Raw genomic sequence first — 13,241 nt, forward strand, 5'->3', positions numbered from 1 at the left:
CCCCGGCTTCGATGTTCAAGCCAAAAAGGCCTCCGGCGCAATAAGTACTAAGGCGTTGCGCTATAAAAAATATAGCATCAGCGCCGCACGGCCGATTTCGGCCGGAACGCCTTGCACACCGCGTCGTGCGTTTCCAGGTACGGCCCGCCGATCAAATCGATGCAGTAGGGCACCGCGGCGAAGATGCCCGGCACCACCGGGCTGCCGTCCTCGCCCCGCAGGCCTTCCAGCGTTTCCGCAATCGCCTTGGGCTGGCCGGGCAGGTTGATGATGAGCGTGCTGCCGCGCACCACCGCCACCTGGCGCGAGAGGATGGCCGTGGGCACGAAGCGCAGGCCGATCTGGCGCATCTGCTCGCCGAAGCCCGGCATCTCCTTGTGGGCCACGGCCAGCGTGGCCTCGGGCGTCACGTCGCGCAGGGCGGGGCCCGTGCCGCCCGTGGTCAGCACGAGGCTGCAGCCGGCGGTGTCGGCCAGCTCGATCAGCGTGGCGCTGATGGTGGCCTGGTCGTCGGGGATCAGCCGGGGCTCGAAGGCGATGGGGTTGTGTAGCGCGCGGGCCAGCCAGTCCTGCAGTGCGGGCAGGCCCTTGTCCTCGTAGACGCCGGTGCTGGCCCGGTCGCTGACGGAGACGATGCCGATGCGCACCGGCTCGAAGCCGCCGGTCGCGGCAGGTGCCACGGCCTCAGGCATCGCGGCCGGTCTCTTCGTGGCGGGCGTGGGTGGCCGCGTCTTCCATCTGTTCGCGCACGAGCTGGAACAGCTCGCGGTAGGCGCGGCCCTTGCGCGGGGCCAGGCCCTCGGACACCTGCACGTTCGCGACCTTGCCCTCGGGCTGCGCATCCTTGCGCGCCTGGCGGATCAGCGCGCGGATCTGCTGCGTGTCGGTGCGCGGAAAGCGCTCCAGCCAGTCGGGCAGCGCGGCGTCGTCGGCGATCAGCCGGTCGCGCCAGCGCTCGGAGGCGTGCAGCGCGAGCTTTTCGGCGGCCGAGCCGTTGTGCTGCTCGTCCAGCGCGGCCTGGGCGGCGGCCACGGCGGCGGGATCGAGCTGGCGCATGATCTTGCCGACGTACTGCATCTGGCGGCGCTTGCCCTCGAAGTTGGTGATGCGCCTGGCCTCGGCCAGCGCGTCGCGCAGCTTCTCGGGCAGCTGCAGGCGTTCCATCAGGTCGGCGCGCAGCGTGAGCAGGTCTTCGCCGAGCTTCTGCAGCGCATCGCTCTCGCGCTTCAGGTCGGTCCGGCTCGCTTCGTGCGTGCCTTTGAGCTCGGCTTTCAGTTCGATGTCCAGCTCGCTGCCTTCGGCAACGAACTGGCCTCGCACGTAGTAGCCTTTTTTGGGTTTGCGTGACATGGTGGGGGCAATGGGAGGGGCACGCGTGTGCCCATACAGGCTTCGGCACCTTGGCGCCGAAGGCGGCAAGTATCATAGCCGCCGATATGAATACACCCAGCCCACGCGCCGCCGGCGCCGCCCCGAAGACACCCGACAGCGGTTTCAGCTACACCCGCCCGTTTTTCGAAGACCTCGTGGACCGAGCCCTGGCGCACGCCAAGAAGCTGGGCGCCACCGACGCCGGCGCCGAGGCCTCCGAGGGCTGCGGCCTGTCGGTCAGCGTGCGCAAGGGCGAGCTGGAGAACGTCGAGCGCAACCGCGACAAGTCGCTGGGCGTGACGGTCTACATCGGCCACCGGCGCGGCAACGCCAGCACCTCGGACTTTTCCAGCGCCGCCATCGAGCAGACCGTGCAGGCCGCCTACGACATCGCCCGCTTCACCGCGGAAGACCCGGTGGCCGGCCTGCCGGACGAGGCCGACATCGCTCCCGAGGACTCGCACCGCGAGCTGGAGCTGTTCCACCCCTGGGCCATCACCAGCGAGGAGGCCGCGCGCATCGCCATGGAATGCGAGGCCGCCGCGCTGCAGACCAGCCGCCGCATCACCAACAGCGAAGGCGCGGGCGTGTCGGCCCAGCAGAGCCACTTCTTCAGCGCCCACACGCGTGGCTTTCGCGGCGGCTATGCCAGCTCGCGCCACAGCCTGTCGGTGGCGCCCATCGCCGCGCTGCCCGGCAAGAATGCCGACATGCAGCGCGATGCCTGGTACAGCTCCATGCGCGATGCGCGCGAGCTGGCCGCGCCCGCCCAGGTGGGCCGCTACGCCGCCGAGCGCGCCCTGAGCCGCCTGGGCAGCCGCAAGATCCCCACCACGCAGTGCCCCGTGCTGTTCGAGTCGCCCCTGGCGGCCGGCCTGCTGGGCGGCTTCGTGCAGGCCGTGAGCGGCGGCGCGCTGTACCGCAAGAGCACCTTCTTGCTCGACTCGCTGGGCAAGCCGGTGCTGCCCAAGCACATCGACATCCTGGAAGACCCGTTCATTCTTCGCGGCAAGGGCAGCTCGCCCTTCGACGATGAAGGCGTGCGCGTGGCGCCCCGCAAGGTGGTGGACGCCGGCCGCGTGGAGGGCTACTTCCTCTCGAGCTACTCGGCGCGCAAGCTGGGCATGAAGACCACCGGCAACTCGGGCGGCTCGCACAACCTCACGCTCACCTCGCGTCGCACCCGCGCGGGCGACGACCTCGACGCCATGCTGAAAAAGCTGGGCACCGGCCTGTTCGTGATTGAGCTGATGGGGCAGGGCGTCAACTACGTGACGGGCGACTACTCGCGCGGCGCCAGCGGCTTCTGGGTGGAGAACGGCCAGATCGCCTACCCGGTGCACGAGATCACCATCGCCGGCAACCTGAAGGACATGCTGAAAGGCATCGAAGCCGTGGGCGCCGATGCCTACAACTACGGCGCCAAGACCGTGGGCTCGATCCTCGTGAACCGCATGAAGGTGGCGGGCAGCTGATGCAACACGCAGCGGTGCCGAAAGCACCTGCCCCAACAAAAAACCCGCCAGCGGCGGGTTTTTTGTTGGGCTGAGCGAAAACCGATCAGCGCTGGCGGCGCAGGCGGGCGATGCCGAACATGCCGAGCAGCGAGGCCATCAGGATCAGGCCCCATTCGGACACCGTGGGAATGGGCGATGCCGTCACCGCGGCGGCCGCCATGGAGAAGCTCACGGGCGAGGCGTTGGCCGTGCTGCGGGAGGTGTCGGTCACGGTGGAGACGAGGCAGGTGTTGGTGACCCCGCTGTTGCCCGTGCCCACGGTCTGGCAGCCGGAATTGTGGGTGGCGGTGCCTGCGTTGCCGGCGATCACTGCGGCCGTGAAACGGTCCGCCGTGGTGTGGGGCGCCGTGCCCGTCAGCCACAGCACGGCCTGCATCAGATTCACGTTCGTGATGTTGCCGGAGGCGTCGGTGGAGATGCGCAGCGTGTTCAGGCGCGCATTGGCATCGGTCGAGGCGACGGTATCGAGCCCGGTGGAAAAGCTGTAGGAGGTGACGGTCGAGCCGATCTCCAGGTTGCTGGCGTTGGCCGGCAGGTTGCCGGCCGTCGTGAACGTGCCGGTGACGTTGTTCGTGGTCAGGAAGTTGGCGCACAGGCTCGCGGGCGTCGTGGTGCAGTTCGTGTAGTTCTGCAGGCTGGCGTAGTTGCCGGTGCTGTTGATGTTGACCGTGGCACCGAACGATGTGCCGGCCGCCAGGGCGAACGCAGTGCCCAATAGGATTTTTCTCATAACCGCCTCCAAGGGTTAGTAATTGTTACCGGCCGAAAGTTTAATGCGGAACCGCAAACGATTCTGTAACTGTTGCATTGGTGCCAATTTCGAAAGCCACCGCCCTGACGCGGCGAGCCAGGGTGGTGGCACCGATGGCCCCCCGTTTCCCCGGAAGGCCGCCCGCGCGCTCCACGCAGCCGGTGGGACCGCTCAATACGCGGCACCCGCCTGGGGCGGCACCGCCGCCACCGCCGGCCCGCCGAACTGCGCGCGCAGCTTGCGTGCCGCGCCCACGAACATCAGCACGTCCACCCCCACTGCCACGAAGGTGCAGCCCAGGTCCAGGTAGCGCTGCGCCAGCACCGGATCGGACGTGAGCGTGCCGGCGGCCTTGCCGCTGGCGATGATGGTCCGCATGGCGCCTTCGATGGCGGCCTGCACGTCGGGGTGGCCGGGGTTGCCGCGGTGGCCCATGGACGCGGCCAGGTCGGCCGGGCCGATGAAGACGCCGTGCACGCCGTCCACCGCGCAGATGGCGGGCAGGTTCTGCAGCGCCGTCACCGTTTCGGCCTGCACCAGCAGGCAGACCTCGTCGTCGGCCACCTGCAGGTAGTCCGCGCGGCTGTTCCATTGCGACACGCGGGCCACGGCGCTGCCCACGCCGCGCGTGCCGTGCGGCGGGTACTGCGTGGCGGCGGCAATCGCGCGGGCCTGCTCGGCCGTGTCCACCATGGGCACGAGCAGGGTGCGCGCGCCGATGTCCAGCATCTGCTTGATGAGCGATGCGCTGCCTTCCACCACGCGCACCACCGGCTGGGCGGGCTGCGCGGCCACGGCCTGCAGCGTGGCGAGGGTGCTGCGCACGTCGTTGGGTGCGTGCTCGCCATCGATCAGCAGCCAGTCGTAGCCGGTGGTGGCCGCGGCCTCGGCCAGGTACGGGTCGGCCATCGACAGCCACAGGCCGATCTGGGGCCGGCGGGCGGCGAGGGCGGATTTGAAGGGGTTGTGTGCGGGCATGGTGCGGGTGGGGCGTGAAGCGAAGGGGGTAAGGAGAGCGAAGGGTAGCCGGCCGGGCTCAGCCTCCGGCCAGCAGGTGGCCCGGCGGCAGCGGCCGGCCCTGCAGGTGGTCCACGATGTTGCGCGCCGTGGCGGTGGCCACGCGCAGCGCGGCATCGCGCGTCACGCCGGCGACGTGGGGCGTCAGCAGCACCTGGGGCAGGGCGTTGAGCGGGTGGTCCACGGGCAGGGGCTCGGTGTCGAAGGTGTCCAGCCCCGCGCCGGCGAGGTGGCCGCTGCGCAGCGCCGACAGCAGGGCCGCTTCCTCCACCACCGGGCCGCGCGCGGTGTTGACGAGAATGCTGCCGGGCCGCAGGCAGTCCAGCTCGCGCGCTCCGATCAGGCCGCGCGTGCGGTCGGTCAAGGGGCAGTGCAGGCTCAGGATGTCCACGCGCGCCAGGAAGGCGTGCAGGTCCGGCTCGGTGGCAAAGCCGTCGGCCTGGCCCGCCGGGCGCAGCACCAGCACCTGTGCGCCCAGCGCGGCGGCCAGCCGCGCGGTGGCGCGGCCGATGCTGCCGTAGCCCACGATGCCCACCGTGCTGCCCCGGAAATCCCGGCCCTGCCACTGGCTGTCGGCCCAGCCGCCCGCGCGCACGCGCCGGTCCAGCTCGGGCAACTGGCGCGTGAGCGCGAGCATCAGCGCCAGCGCGTGCTCGGCCACCGCATCGGCATTGGCGCCCAGGGCCACGGCCACCGCCACGTGGCGCCGCTGTGCCGCTGCCCGGTCCACGCTGTCCACCCCGGCGCCGTTCTTGGCCACGATGCGCAGCGCGGGCGCGGCGGCCATCACGCGCTCGGTGATGGGCTTGGAGCCGCGCAGCACGATGGCCTGCGCGCCCGTGGCGGCCAGCCGTTCGGCCAGCGTGTCCTCGGTGATGGGCTCGGCCATGCAATGCACGCGGCCACCGCTGCGGCGCACCAGGTCCTGCGCGGCCTCGGGCCAGTGCGCGGCGGTGACGAGGACATCGAACGGGGCGGTGGAAGGTGCCAGGGAGGATGGGGCCGGATCGGGCGTCGTGGAAACGTTCATGGCGCGTGCGTGCAATGGGGCAAATGGGGAAATGGGGTCGGCGAGCTGAGCAGGCGCAACGCAGGGCGGGCCGGGCCACGCCCGCCCCGTGTGTGCCCTGTCAGTCGATGCGGATGCCGTTGGCCTGGATCACCTTGCCGTAGCGGCCCAGCTCGTCCTGCGTGAAGCGGGCCAGGGCCTGCGGCGTGCCCGGCTGCGGGCGCACGCCCAGCGCGGCCATGCGTTCCAGCACCTCGGGCTGGCGCAGCACGGCGTTCAGCGCGGTGTTCAGGGTGGCCACCACGTCCTTGCTGGTTTTGGCGGGGGCGTACAGGGCATACCAGGCGTTGACCTCGAAGCCGGGGTAGCCCGCCTCGGCGAAGGTGGGCACGTCCGGCAGTTCGGGCAGGCGCGCGGGCGCGGCCACGGCGAGCGCCCGCACCTTGCCGCCCTTGATGAGCGGCGAGGCGCTGGTGAGCGTGTCCAGGATCATGTCCAGCCGCCCGCCCATCAGGTCCATGGTGTGGGCGTTGCCGCCCTTGTAGGGCACGTGGTTGATCTGCACCTGCGCGGCCTGCTTGAAGAGTTCCGCCGCCAGGTGCAGCGGTGAGCCGTTGCCCGACGAGCCGTAGTTGAGCGCCCCCGGCTGCTTGCGCGCGGCCTCCACCAGCGCGCGCACGCTGGTGTACGGCGAATCCTGCGCCACCACCAGCACCATCGGCACCACGCCGATCAGCCCGATGGGCGTGAAGTCGGCCACCGCGTCGTAGCCGGGCTTGGCATACAGGTGCGGGCTCACCGCGTGGCTGGCCAGCGAGCCCAGCACCAGCGTGTAGCCGTCCGGTGCGGCCTTGGCGGCCACCGTGGTGCCGATGGTCGTGCCGGCGCCCGGCCGGTTGTCGATCACCATGGGCTGCTTGAGCGCATCGCCCAGCTTCTGCCCCACGAGCCGCGCCACGGCATCGTTGGCGCCGCCGGCCGGGTAGGGCACCAGCAGCGTGACGGGCTTGGTCGGATAGGCGTCGGCCGCGTGGACGGCGGCGAGCGGCGCGGCCAGCCCGCACAGGGCGAGCGCGGCCGATACGACGAGCGCTCGGCGGCCGGTGGTGGTGCGGGTGCGGGTGAGTGCGCCGGGGTGTGCATGGGCACGGGAAGCGATGGGAACCATGGTGTTGTCTCCTGGTGTGTGGTTTTTACTTGGACGAAAAAACCGGCACCGCGCCCATGTCGCGCCGTGCCGGTGGGGAAATCGATCAATGCATGAGGGGCTTCCGTGGTGGGGGCTTGCGTGGCGGTGACAGGCGGTTGGGTGGAGGGCGCTTCGTGCGGTCGGTGTGCTGGTGTGGGCCGTGTGCCCCTCAGCCCAGCCCCCCCTGGCACACATACTTCGTGTGCAGGTAATCTTCCAACCCGTGCGTCGATCCCTCGCGCCCGTAGCCCGACTCCTTCACGCCCCCGAACGGCGCCGCCTCCGCTGCCAGCGCCCCTTCGTTGATGCCCACGATCCCCGTCTCCAGGGCCTCCGCCACGCGCCAGATGCGGCGCACGTCCTGGCTGTAGAAGTACGCCGCCAGGCCGAACGGCGTGTCGTTGGCCGCGGCGATCACTTCTTCTTCATTGTCAAAGCGCGTGAGCGGCGCCACCGGGCCGAACGTCTCCTCGCAGGCGCAGGCCATGGTCGCATCGGCGTTCTCCAGCACCGTGGGGGCGTAGTAGGTCGCGCCCAGGTCGGTCAGGCGTTGTCCACCCGTGAGCACCCTGGCGCCCTTGGCGACTGCATCCTGCACGTGCCGCTCGATCTTCTCCACCGCCCGGGCGTTGATCATCGGCCCGATCTGCGAGGCGGGGTCGCTCGCCGGCCCCACCTTCAAGGCCGCCACGCGGGCGGTGAGCTTCTGCGCGAACTCGGCATGCACCTTCGTGTGCACGAACACCCGGTTGGGGCACACGCAGGTCTGGCCGCCGTTTCTGAACTTGGCGGCCATGAAACCGTCCACGGCGGCGTCCACGTCGGCGTCCTCGAACACGATGAAGGGGGCGTTGCCGCCCAGCTCCAGCGACAGCTTCTTGAGCGTGTCGGCGCTGCGGCGCGCCAGATGTTTGCCCACCGGGGTGGAGCCGGTGAAGGTGATCTTGCGCACGCGCGGGTTATCGAGCCACACATCCACCACCTCGGGCGTCTTCTCGCGCGAGGCGGTGACGATGTTCAACACCCCCGGCGGCACCCCGGCCTCGTGCGCCAGCAGCACCAGGGCGAGCGACGTGAGGGGCGTGTCCTCGGCCGGCTTGCAGACCACGGTGCAGCCGGCGGCCAGGGCCGGGGCGATCTTGCGGGCGATCATCGCGGCGGGAAAGTTCCACGGCGTGATGGCGGCCACCACGCCCACGGGTTCCTTCAGGGCGAACATGCGCCGGCCGGGCACGGGGGCGGGGATGACCTCGCCGTTCATGCGCGTGGCCTGTTCGCCGAACCATTCGATGTAGCTGGCGGCATAGGCCACCTCGCCCTTGCCTTCGGCCAGGGGCTTGCCCTGCTCCAGGGAGATCAGGGCGCCCAGGTCGTCCTGGTGGGCCAGCACCAGATCGTTCCAGCGCTTGATGATGGCCGCGCGCTGCTTGGCGGGCACCTGGCGCCAGGCGGGGAAGGCGGCATGGGCGGCTTCCAGCGCGGCCCGGGCCTCGGGGGCGCCGGAGTCGGGCACCTCGGTGATCACGGTGCCGGTGGCGGGGTCGGTCACGGGCAGCAGCGCGCCGGGGCCGGGGTGCCAGTGCCCCGCGATGAAGTTGGCGCTGCGGATCAGGTCGGGGCGGTGGAGGGTCAGGGGCATGGCAGGGAAGGAAGGGGGTTGGAATGAAATCGGGCTCCAGTGCAAATGACACTAGGGCATCGTGCTATCAATTTTGTAGTGATGGTGCCTGGCCCGGTTCAGACAGGATCAGCTCACGATGCCCAGGTGCCACGGCACGAACTCGTGGTCGCCCAGGCCCAGCAGCTCGCTCTTGGTGGCGCCGCCGCTTGCGTGCCGCAGGATCTGCTCGAAGATGCGCTGGCCCATCTCGGGCACCGTCAGTTCGCCGTCCAGGATCACGCCGCAGTTGATGTCCATGTCTTCCTCCAGCCGCTGGTACATGGCCGTGTTGCTGGCCAGCTTGATCGTCGGCGCCGGCTTGCTGCCGAACATCGAGCCGCGCCCGGTGGTAAAGCAGATCAGCTGCGCGCCGCTGGCGATCTGCCCCGTGGCCGCCACCGGGTCGTAGCCCGGCGAATCCATGAAGACGAAGCCGCTCTCGTCGATGCGCTCGGCGTATTCGTACACCGCGCGCAGCGGCGTGGTGCCGCCCTTCATCGCCGAGCCGAGCGACTTTTCGAAGATGTTCGCCAGCCCCCCGGCCTGGTTGCCGTGGCCCACCACGCCGTTGAACTGCGCGTTCTGCCCGGCCGCGTAGCGCTCCCACCAGGCCAGGCGGTCCAGCAATTTTTGCCCCACCTCGGGCGTGATCGCGCGGCGCGTGAGCATGAACTCCACGCCGTGGATCTCCGGCGTTTCCGACAGGATGGCCGTGCCGCCGTGGCGCACCAGCACGTCCATCGCCGCGCCCAGCGCCGGATTGGCCGTGATGCCCGAGAACCCGTCCGAGCCGCCGCACTCCAGCCCGATCTTGAGGTGGCTGGCGCTCACCGTGCTGCGCCGCGCGGCGTTGGCGGCGGGCAGCATCGCCTTGATCGCCTCCACGCCTGCGGCGATGGTGGCGCGCGTGCCGCCCACCTCCTGCATCACCAGCGTGCGCATCAGGCGCCCGCGCTGCAATCCTTGCGAATCCACCAGCCCATCGACCTGGTTGCGCTCGCAGCCCAGGCCCACGATCAGCACGCCCGCCAGATTGGGGTGGCGCGCATAGCCGGCGATCGTGCGGCGCAGCACGTCGAAATGCTCGCTGGGCGACGACATGCCGCAGCCGCTCGTCTGCGCGAACGCCACCACGCCATCGACGTGCGGGAACGTCTTCATCCGCTCGGGCGTGAAGTGAGCGGCGATCTGCTTGATGACCGTGGCCGAGCAGTTCACCGACGACAGGATGCCGATGAAGTTGCGCGTGCCCACGCTGCCGTCCTCGCGCACGAAGCCCTGGAACGTGGCGCGCTCGGCTTGCGGCACATAGTCCACCGGCCGCACGTCCGCGCCGAAGGCCGGGTCGCGGTAGTAATCGACCAGCTCGATGTTGTGGCTGTGCACGTAGTCGCCCGGCTCCAGGTCGCGCGTGGCCACGCCGATCACCGTGTCGTACTTCTTCACCTGCTCGCCCTGCGCGATGCGCCGCGCGGCGATCTTGTGGCCCGCCGGCACCTGGGCGCGCGTGCGCACGCCCAGTTCGGCAATGGCCTGCCCGATCGCCAGCGCCGACTTGGCCACCAGCACGTTGTCGTTGGGGTGCAAGTGCAGCAGCGGGCTGTCGGTGGGGGCGGGGAGCGGCGCAATGGCGTTCATCGGTGGGGCTTTCGGGTGGGGGCGCTTCGGGAGGGGCGCTCTCTCGCGGGGTGGGGCGGCGCGGCGGCTGCGATGCCGCCGCCCGTTCGCTCGGTATCAGCTCTTCATCAGCTCGCGCAGCTTGAGCTTGTCGATCAGCACGGTCTCTTTGGCGTAGACCGTGTTCACGTATTTTTCGTAGTCGGGGCCGTCCAGGTACAGCAGCGGCGCATCGAGCCGGTCGGCCACGGCCTTGAACTCGGGGCTCGCCACGGCCTGGCGGAAGGCTTCGCGCAGCTTTGCCGCAATGGCCGGGTCCAGCCCCTTGGGCGCACCGATGCCGTTGGGCGCATCCACCACCACGTCGTAGCCCAGCTCGCGCAGCGTGGGCGTGTCCTTGAAGCGCGCGGTGCGCTGCTCGCCCCAGGTGGCCAGCAGGCGCAGCTTGCCGGCCTCGACATGCGGCGCCCACGAGCTGGAATCGGCCAGCGCATCCACATGGCCGCCCAGCACGCCCTGCAGCGCCTCGGCGCCGCCCTTGAACGGCACGTGGTTCAGGCGGATGCCCGCCACGCTGGCGAATTCTTCCATGCCCACGTGCGTGGCACCGCCCACCCCCGCGTGCGCATAGGTTACCTGGCCGGGGTTCGCCTTGGCGTGCTGCACGAAGTCCTGCAGCGTCTTGAACCGCGAATCGGCCGGCACCGCGATGCCGAAGGTCTGGCCCGAGGTGCGAGCGAGGTAGGTGAAGTCCTTGCGCGGATCGGCCTGCAGGGTGCCCAGTTGCGAGAACCGCGTGACCGAGATCGGGATCTGCCCGATCGTGTAGCCGTCCGGCCGGGCGGAGGCCAGGGCCTTCGAGCCGATCATGCCGGAGGCCCCGGCGCGGTTTTCCACCGCCACCGCCTGGCCCAGGATGCGGCCGGCCACCGTGCACAGCGTGCGCATCGACTGGTCGGCCGTGCCGCCGGCCGGCCAGGGGCAGATGAAGGTGATCGGGCGCTCGGCATAGCCATTGGCCAGGGCGCGGGAGGGAAGGAGGGTGGACGTGGCGGCCAGCGCGGCCGCGCCGGCGGCGCCCAGCACGAACTGGCGCCGCTGCAGGGGGCGGGAAGAATTCATCGATGTCTCCGGTCTGTTTTTTATCGGGAAAGCACAGGCCGGATTCTTGGGCAGACAATCATTGCTTTCCAATGAATTAGCAGACTCGCTTCATAGCCTGTAGGTTATGAAGACGAACGGCACCTTCCCCTTCGTTGAAAGGACGCACCGATGACCACCGAGCCGACCGAGGCCTTGCAGCAGGTGCTGCACCACGACATCCCGCTCACCCGCGACATGGGCCTGACCGTGCTGCGCTGGGAGGGCCACGCGCTGCACCTGCATTTGCCGTTGGAGCCCAACGTCAACCACAAAAGCACCATGTTCGGCGGCAGCCTGTATTGCGGCGCCGTGCTGGCCGGCTGGGGCTGGCTGCACCTGCGCCTGCGGGAGGCGGGCATCGAGGGGGGGCACATCGTGATCCAGGAGAGCCACATCCGCTACCCGCTGCCCGTGCGCGGGGCCGCGGTGGCGATCTGCGAGGCGCCCGACCCGGCCTTGTGGCGCACCTTCATCACCACGTACCAGCGCCGCGGCCGCGCGCGGCTGGCGCTGCACACCCGCGTCCGGGCCGAGGGCAGCGAGGACGATGCGGTGCAGTTCACCGGGCAGTTCGTGCTGCACCGCTGACCGGGGCGGGGCCGGCCCGTGCCGGCCTGTGCCCCGGTGCACGCGCTGCATCGCCCACCTGCGGCTTCCTTTCCTGTCCTGTCCTTTCCTTCAACCACCTTCCACGCCCACGCCCCATGAGCCAGATCGACCGCGTTTTACGCTCCAACCTCAAGCTGCGGCACCTGCAGATGCTCGTGGCGCTGGACCAGTTTCGCCACGTGGGCCGCGCGGCGGATTTCCTCTCCGTCACCCAGCCCGCCGTCTCCAAGACCCTGGCCGAGATCGAGCGCATGTTCGGCCTGCCGCTGTTCGACCGCTCCACGCGCGGCACCGAGCCCACCGCGGCCGGTGCGAGCGTGGTGCGCTTCGCGCGGTCCGTGCTGGCCGGCTACGACCGCACCCGCGACGAGATCGCCGCCGAGGCCAGCGGCGCGCGCGGCCGCACCAGCGTGGGCGCCATGGTGGCCGCCACGCCCGTGCTGCTGGCGCAGGCGGTGGAAAAGCTCAAGGCTCGGTCCCGCCACACCACCGTGCTGATCGAAGAGGGCGACCTGACGCGCCTGCTGCCAAAGCTGCGCCTGGGCGAGCTGGACCTGTTCGTCGGTCGCCTGGAGCCGGGCTACGCATCACCCGACCTGGAAACCGAGGCCCTCTACGACGACCCCATGGTCGCCGTCGTGCGACCGGGGCATGCCCTGGCCACGAAGCGCAAGCCCCGCTGGGCCGACATCGCCGCGCAGCCCTGCGTGCTGCCCCCACCCTGGGCCTCGCTGCGGGTGAAGCTGGAGCAGCAGTTCTTCGCGCACGACCTGCACCCGCCGGCCGACATCGTGGAGTCGGCGTCGTTCCTGTCGCAGATCACCTTCTTGCACCAGCGCGGCGCCGTGGCCTTCATGGCGCGCACGGTGGCGCGGCATTTCGCGGAGCAGGGAATGCTGGCGGTGGTGAAGGTGCCGGTGGAGATCGAGTTACCGCCGGTGGGGCTGATCCGGATGCGGGGGGTGGAAGGGACGCCGGTGACGCAGGCGTTGGTGGGGTGTTTGAGGGAGGTGGTGAGAGTTTAGAGTTGCGTTCAAGTACAAGATAGCGCTGAGGTCGTGAACTCTGACGATACTCAGGCCGCTCTTGGTAGTAAAACGGTAGCAAATTTCCGCGTTTCTTTAACGTTGATGTTGGTTTCTTGATTGACCAAAACGTCAATGGTGTCTTTCTCATAAAGCCTGCGTTAAGCTGCGATGGCCGTCCTATCGGACTTTTACATTCCAGAGGGACTAGAGCGTGTTATGAACTTTGCTCCGTGAGAGCGAAGCCAAGGGTAGAGTTTGCAGATGCCCCGCAAGCCCTACCCAACAGACGTCAGCGATGAAGAATGGAGCTTCGCTGCGCCTTACCTGACC

At 69.6% G+C, this 13,241-nt stretch carries 12 protein-coding genes; 3 read left to right on the top strand and 9 right to left on the bottom strand.

The features are described 5' to 3' along the window. Positions 1–77: 77 nt before the first annotated feature. Both mog and yjgA read right to left on the bottom strand, forming a co-directional pair. A complete protein-coding gene (mog, locus tag AVAK2825_RS22935) occupies positions 78–692 on the bottom strand; it encodes a molybdopterin adenylyltransferase (RefSeq protein ID WP_284402732.1) in 615 nt (204 codons plus the stop codon). Beyond that, positions 685–1,350: a ribosome biogenesis factor YjgA gene (gene yjgA / locus AVAK2825_RS22940; RefSeq protein ID WP_284402733.1), complete on the bottom strand. Its 666-nt coding sequence runs from the start codon at positions 1,348–1,350 to the stop codon at positions 685–687. Before yjgA ends, mog begins: the two co-directional genes overlap by 8 nt. 86 nt (positions 1,351–1,436) lie before the next feature. Between yjgA and pmbA the strand changes: the two genes are divergently transcribed. Further along, on the top strand, positions 1,437–2,846 hold the full coding sequence (gene pmbA, locus AVAK2825_RS22945) for a metalloprotease PmbA (RefSeq protein WP_284402734.1): 1,410 nt from the start codon (positions 1,437–1,439) through the stop codon (positions 2,844–2,846). An 85-nt stretch (positions 2,847–2,931) separates the two neighbouring features. On the opposite strand, the gene AVAK2825_RS22950 is transcribed toward pmbA, so the two are convergent. From AVAK2825_RS22950 to AVAK2825_RS22980, 7 genes are all read right to left on the bottom strand, one after another. Further along, positions 2,932–3,618, bottom strand: coding sequence for an IPTL-CTERM sorting domain-containing protein (locus AVAK2825_RS22950; protein ID WP_284402735.1), 687 nt, complete (start codon positions 3,616–3,618; stop codon positions 2,932–2,934). A gap of 192 nt (positions 3,619–3,810) precedes the next feature. After that, positions 3,811–4,617 (bottom strand): 4-hydroxy-2-oxoheptanedioate aldolase, encoded by an 807-nt coding sequence (gene hpaI / locus AVAK2825_RS22955; protein ID WP_284402736.1) that lies wholly within the window; start codon positions 4,615–4,617, stop codon positions 3,811–3,813. 58 nt (positions 4,618–4,675) lie between these two features. Continuing rightward, on the bottom strand, positions 4,676–5,686 hold the full coding sequence (locus AVAK2825_RS22960; RefSeq protein ID WP_284402737.1) for an NAD(P)-dependent oxidoreductase: 1,011 nt from the start codon (positions 5,684–5,686) through the stop codon (positions 4,676–4,678). 100 nt (positions 5,687–5,786) lie between these two features. Further along, positions 5,787–6,833 carry a Bug family tripartite tricarboxylate transporter substrate binding protein gene (locus tag AVAK2825_RS22965; RefSeq protein WP_284402738.1) on the bottom strand — a complete coding sequence of 349 codons (1,047 nt, stop codon included), beginning with the start codon at positions 6,831–6,833 and terminating at the stop codon, positions 5,787–5,789. A 190-nt stretch (positions 6,834–7,023) separates the two neighbouring features. Beyond that, positions 7,024–8,493, bottom strand: coding sequence for an NAD-dependent succinate-semialdehyde dehydrogenase (locus AVAK2825_RS22970; RefSeq protein WP_284402739.1), 1,470 nt, complete (start codon positions 8,491–8,493; stop codon positions 7,024–7,026). A 108-nt stretch (positions 8,494–8,601) separates the two neighbouring features. After that, positions 8,602–10,152: a UxaA family hydrolase gene (locus AVAK2825_RS22975; RefSeq protein WP_284402740.1), complete on the bottom strand. Its 1,551-nt coding sequence runs from the start codon at positions 10,150–10,152 to the stop codon at positions 8,602–8,604. Positions 10,153–10,248: 96 nt separating this feature from the next. Continuing rightward, the gene (locus AVAK2825_RS22980) at positions 10,249–11,253 is read right to left on the bottom strand and encodes a tripartite tricarboxylate transporter substrate binding protein (protein WP_284402741.1); all 1,005 of its coding nucleotides are present in this window, start codon (positions 11,251–11,253) and stop codon (positions 10,249–10,251) included. Positions 11,254–11,403: 150 nt separating this feature from the next. Here AVAK2825_RS22980 and AVAK2825_RS22985 point away from each other — a divergent pair, with 150 nt between their 5' ends. Then, a complete protein-coding gene (locus AVAK2825_RS22985) occupies positions 11,404–11,862 on the top strand; it encodes a thioesterase domain-containing protein (RefSeq protein WP_284402742.1) in 459 nt (152 codons plus the stop codon). Positions 11,863–11,978: 116 nt separating this feature from the next. Further along, a complete protein-coding gene (locus AVAK2825_RS22990) occupies positions 11,979–12,908 on the top strand; it encodes a LysR substrate-binding domain-containing protein (RefSeq protein WP_284402743.1) in 930 nt (309 codons plus the stop codon). Positions 12,909–13,241: the final 333 nt, after the last annotated feature.

This window comes from Acidovorax sp. SUPP2825, assembly GCF_030158995.1.
Taxonomy (GTDB): Bacteria; Pseudomonadota; Gammaproteobacteria; order Burkholderiales; family Burkholderiaceae_C; genus Paracidovorax.